Annotated in this window: 3 protein-coding genes and 1 pseudogene; all 4 read right to left on the bottom strand. The window is 61.3% G+C overall.

Annotated features, from left to right (window positions below; genetic code table 11):
* Window positions 1-1177: IS66 family transposase (locus BO221_RS52115; protein WP_073568415.1), on the bottom strand; the 1177-nt coding region annotated here is incomplete at its 3' end.
* Window positions 1178-1559: 382 nt separating this feature from the next.
* Window positions 1560-3188 (bottom strand): hypothetical protein, encoded by a 1629-nt coding sequence (locus BO221_RS57000; RefSeq protein WP_233166666.1) that lies wholly within the window; start codon window positions 3186-3188, stop codon window positions 1560-1562.
* Between the two features lie 26 nt (window positions 3189-3214).
* A complete protein-coding gene (locus BO221_RS54690; RefSeq protein WP_143196198.1) occupies window positions 3215-4006 on the bottom strand; it encodes a hypothetical protein in 792 nt (263 codons plus the stop codon).
* A gap of 431 nt (window positions 4007-4437) precedes the next feature.
* Window positions 4438-5121, bottom strand: a pseudogene (locus BO221_RS52105) (ISAzo13 family transposase); the annotation flags it as partial.
* Window positions 5122-5341 lie beyond the last annotated feature (220 nt).

The following is a 5341-nucleotide window of genomic DNA, read 5'->3' as shown; positions in this document are numbered from 1 at the left end:
CCCGGGCCATGCCGGCCGTCTTCTTCTCCGCCCGCCGCGCCGCCTCGCGCAGCAATTGGCCGACCTTGCGTTCCACGCCACGCATGCGGTTTTCGAATTCCTCGCGAGCCAGGGTGCCGTCGCGTACGCGGTGGTACCACTCGAAGAAACAATCGCGCTCGTGCATGAGCTTGCGGCCTATCCGCCCGCCTTCTCCTCCCCTGTCGATGAAGCCCTGGAAGTCGCGGGTGAGGTGTGCCCAGCACAGCTGCCGCAGCCCCGTGTCCACCCACTCGTAAGCGCTCCACCTGTCGGTGGTGAGGAAGCCCGCATAGTCCTCGCCGAGCAGCTGGCGGGCCACCTTGCCGCTGCGGTTTCTGGCGATGTGGAACACCACCACCAGCGCCGTGGCCACCACCCACAGCCAGGCGCGAGCGGCCCGGCCCCCCTCTCGTCCCTGCGCAAACCCTGTCTCGTCGGCACTGGCAACCCGCGAGTCCCGCACGTAGTCGAGGGCTTCGGCCGCCGCTGGCGCGAGTGCTTGCGACATCTCACCCTCCAGGTTGCTGACGCTGCCCACCGACAACTCCACTCCCAGCATGTCGGACAAGGCGTCCTTCACCAGCCGCTTGGACAGGCGGTACTTGCCCACCAGCAACGAGGCGAGCGCCGCGAGCCTGTCACCGAAGACTCGGCGCGCATGCGCGGGTAGCTCCCCGCGCGTCACCAGCCCGCAGTCAGGGCACTGCAATGCATGGCAGCGGTACTCGGTGACAATGGCCGACAGGGGCGGCACCTCCACCACCTGGTGCCGCCGCGGCGAGCTGTCCTGCCCATGCAGCCGTCGCTTGCAGCCTCGACACTCCCGGGGCACCAACTCCACCACGTGCCGCACGTTCTCGGGCGGCAGCAGCGCTCGCTCGTGCTTCTTGTGGCCGGGCTGTCCACCAGGACGCCGGCCCGTGCGCTTCTTGGGCTGGCGCGGGGCGCCGGGGGCGTCCGAGGAGGGCGGTTTCGAGGAGTTGCTCGAGTTGAGTCCCAGCCTCTCTCTCAACAGCCGATTCTCCTCCCGCAGCCGTCGATTCTCCTCCCTCAACCTCTCGTTCTCCCGCTCCAGCTGCGCGATACGCTCCAGCGCTGCTTCCAGCCTCTTCTCCAGCTGCGCTATCTGCACGTCTCGGGCATCCACCTGCACCATGCCCCGGCTACACCACGCCAGACGTCCTTTTGTCCAGCACCACTTCTGCGGTCATGCCGCCACCGTCTGCTCTTCAACCAGGCCAATGCGGTGAACGGTTACCAGTCACTTAGGGGGGCCTTGGCCTGCACTCAAGCGCGCTGGCGGTGCAGGTCATGGAAGGACGCTTCCTTGCTGGACAGCGCAGGTTCCGGCAAGGGCGCCACAGCCACGTTCGAACACCCGCTCGCTCAATCTCGCTGACAAGGCCACCCTCTCGCGCTCAGCAAGCCCTTGAGATTGCTCAGCTTCCCAGGGCGTCCCCAACGAAATCCAAACCCGTGGACAAGGGCCGTGCCGAATTCAACGAAAACAGCTGCACGGCCCACATTCGGCACAAGACCTACGGAGCCACCGGGCCGCGAATACGTCCACCGCCCGTATCGTAGGCGCCATCGGGAACATTCACTGTATGACCGTTGCGTTTGATGGCTGGACCCGCTGCACCGCCAACTGAGGCAAACACACAGCCATATGGGGCCTGGCCGGGTTGGCCATACCCTCCACCATCACCGCCCACAACCTCGTAAGACCCATATCCATCCCGATCCGCATCTTTACCTCCTTCGCCGAACACGGAGCTACCCGCGCGGCCAGGAGTACCCGTACGAACCTGATTGTCTTGAGCACAGAAAGCAAGTTCCTCTTCATGGCTCAGTTGGCTGGCCCCAGCCCCTCCGGCCCCCCCAACATAACCGGCCCCCCCACCACCACCTGCGTTGCTGTTACAGCCAGAGCCACCGCCGCCTCCACCACCTCCACCCCAGATATTGCCCTTGTTATAAATGGTGGTTGGTGCCGTCAGATTGATTGCCGTTCCGCCCGAAAGTCCATCGCGGCTACACGAGTGCTTGCCCGAGTACCCTCCACCTCCTCCGTTGCCACCCGAACCGCCCGCCCCCCCCGCCCCAACGATGTTGGAGTAGTTGTTGATTTTCACCGTGGAGCCGACAGCGAGCGCTCCCGTCGTGAGTGCTGGCTTGAGCGTGGAAGTAGCACCGACCGTGGCATTCACATCCACGGTAATGTTGGCTACTCCCGTGGGATTGCCTGCGGCCACGGCTAGGTCAAGATGAGGCGTGTCCCGGACCACGACCATGTTCTGTCTGGCAACGGAAAGGGGGATGCTCCCACTGAAAGGTTTGTAGCTGCTCATGTGGTACAGGATGGGAACCATCCCGAATTTCGACATAAAGTATTCTTCCACCTGGGTGGTGGAGCTGCCACCGCCCGCCCATGAGGTGAAGACGCGCCCACCAGTCGAGTAGGCAAGATTGTTGTTGTCCGTGTATGCCTGCTTATACGCGGCAGGCTCGGGTGGCACGATCTGAACCTTGCTGGAAGGCACCCCCAGTACCGTTGATTGAGAACTGTAATAGCCCGTCATGCGGACAACGCTAACATTTCTAGCATAAGGCCCTGTCAACGTCACATTGGAAGCCTTGAACGTCGCAATCCCAATCTGAATATTCGGCAGGTACTGATCCACCACCAGGGTGTAGGTTCCCCCCTCGTAATTACTGAAGAGGAAGATGGTGCCTGCGGTCGCGCTCACCGTGAACGGATTGCTGGCACTGACGCTAGTGGTAGCTCCACTAGGCAAGTACCGAAGCTCATAGTTACCCCCCAGGCTCGGCGCGGAAAACGTCAGCAGGCCCGAGGAGCCTGCGGGGACATAATTCCTGGACAAGTACGCAGTGTCGGGATCACCTACTTTGAAGAGACCCACCCCGTCATCCACGGAGTGGGCAGCCGGTGCGGCCCAGGCAACATTAATGGTGGCTCCTCCGGAGTAGGCACTGCTGTCCGTCGCGAGAAAATAGCTGTCCAACCGGCTTTCCACCTGAGAGGGTTGGGATGGTGCGCTGCTCTGCACACGGCCTTCTGAACCCCCTTCAGGGACGCACGCCATCATCCAACCCACGAGCCCCAGCACCACTCCGTTCAGACCTCTGCTGATTGTTTTTTCCATGGTCGATGTCTACGGGTATCGGGATGTCACTCAACGTACACGGTGAAGGTCGCATTGCAGCTTGAGTTACCTGCGCACCCTGCTCGGACTTGGTAGTAGCCCGCCATCGGAACTGTGTAACTCAACTCCGACGCGGTCCCACAACCAGCGGCATCATTGTTGATGGCTACCTCGGAGTAACCAGGGGTCGTGCTTGTCTGCTTGTACAGCCGCAGAACGGTGTCGCCGCTAGCCACGGATGCGCCATAGGAGCTGTTGGAGCATGTACTGACGCGAATGACCTCTCCCCCATTGAAGAAGTATTGCTTGTTGTATGTGTTTTGAGCGGCGTTGTTCGTGTTGATCGCGCTGTAGGTGATCTGGCCCTTGCGTTTGGACATACTCACAGTCCCGCTGCAGGACTGCGAAGAAGCGCATCCGGCCCAGATGGTGTATGTCCCGGCGGCCGGCGCGGTGTAGGAGATTCGCGAGAACGAACTGCAACCACTTCCCGGTGAATACACCCCCCAGGAAGTGACCTCCGTTCCCGAAGCATTCTTGAGACGGATGACATTGTTTCCCGTGGCGTCCGAAATGGCATCACTTAGACCACAGGTACCAATCATCACGGTTTCGTTAAAACCCAGCTCAAGCGGCCAAGTGGCGGAATTGGTGTTGGTTGCAGTGCTCGTACTGCTGGCTGAATAATCGAACATCGACAGCAGTTGCTTGGTTACACCCAGGTCATGCTCTTCGTCAGAAAACTCCGAGCCACATGCCAATACGAGCGTTGCCATCACAGCGGGCCTCCAAAGCTGGCGGTGCATGCCATTCTTCACGAAAAACTCCTCATCGCCTTCACGGGGAACGAGCCTGTTTCCAAGTGCGCATGAACGCTTTTTTCCAACGGATGACGGACCTGCTGTCTCGGACCTCTTCTCACAAGTGCCGTCCTGGGCAATCTGGTGACCACTCCAGGAGAGGGCAGCAGGTGTGGCGTGCAGGCGATATGCCAATGCAGGCCAGACGTCCGTCTCAGAGGAGCACGGCACCCGGGGCGACAGCGAGGACTGGACGATTCTAACCAAATGACGCATCGCGATCGGACGAAACCGTCCCCCGATACGTGGGGCGATGCGAGGCGGGCACAAGAAGAAGCTGATAGAGCGCGACACCCCAACTCGTGTCCTCGACGCTGGCTCCCAAGAGGACCAACATGCACGCGCACTTGGAACTCGTCCTGTGCGCTCCTTAAGGCGGCTGGCGTAAATTACTTGCTCAACTTTCCGCGTGGACTGAGTTCGTAATTCCACTTGCCATGAAACTTGGACTTCTTCAGTGCCAGCCGCTTGAGGTCTGCGTTGGAGATCTTTTCTCCTGTTGGATAGCCCTTGTGGTCGAGCCCTGCCCTCACACGAAGTCCCATGGCTGTGTGCGTGCTGCCGATGAGATTTACAATGGTAGCGTAGCTTGCAAGGGGGCGACCTCGCCAGTTTGGGGTGATATGGCAGAAAAGGCGATGCTCTATCTTGTTCCACTTGCTGGTCCCTGGCGGCAAGTGGCAGACACAAACCCGCAGGCCCGTCTCATCCGCGAACTGCTGCAGTTCGACCTTCCATGCACGGGTCCGGTAGCCGTTGCTGCCGCCCGCATCGGCGGTGATGAGCAACTCGGTGGCATGCGGATATGAGTGCTGTCCCATCGTCCTCCACCATTGACGAATCGACGCTACCGCAAAGGCGGGTGTGTCGTGGTCTTTGCCAACGCTCACCCACGCTTCGTTTCGCGCCATGTCGTACACACCATACGGAATCGCCTTGCCAACGGCGTCGTCCGGGAAGTCGTGCACCTGTACCTTTTCTGGTGTCCCCTGCGGCTGCCACTCCTGGCCCGCGTTCTTGAAGTCGCCGACCAACTCCTTCTTCTTGGTATCCACGTAAATGCTCGCCGAGCCCCGTGGTCGAGGAGCTTGACGACGAGCGCGGGGCATGAGGGAGCGCTCACCGCGGTGCGACAGCCAGCGCGGCGCCCGGTCAGCTCAAGACAGGTGGGAATGAGTGCCGTGGCGAGTCAGCCCGCAGCGGACTGCGCGAGCTGGTTGGGCAGGGGAATCGCTTCCCCGCGCAGGGCCGCCAGCGCGGCCTCTCGCAGGTAGCGCTTGGGGTCCACCCCGC

The sequence above is a fragment of the Archangium sp. Cb G35 genome, from assembly GCF_001896145.1.
Classification (GTDB): Bacteria; Myxococcota; Myxococcia; order Myxococcales; family Myxococcaceae; genus Archangium; species Archangium violaceum.
The sequence above is the reverse complement of the archived record's forward strand: the minus strand, read 5'-3'. Positions and strand labels throughout refer to the sequence as shown.

Excerpts from the sequence above, each read along its gene's own strand:
- BO221_RS57000 (WP_233166666.1), bottom strand. The coding sequence starts at position 3,188 with ATGGAAAAAACAATCAGCAGAGGTCTGAACGGAGTGGTGCTGGGGCTC.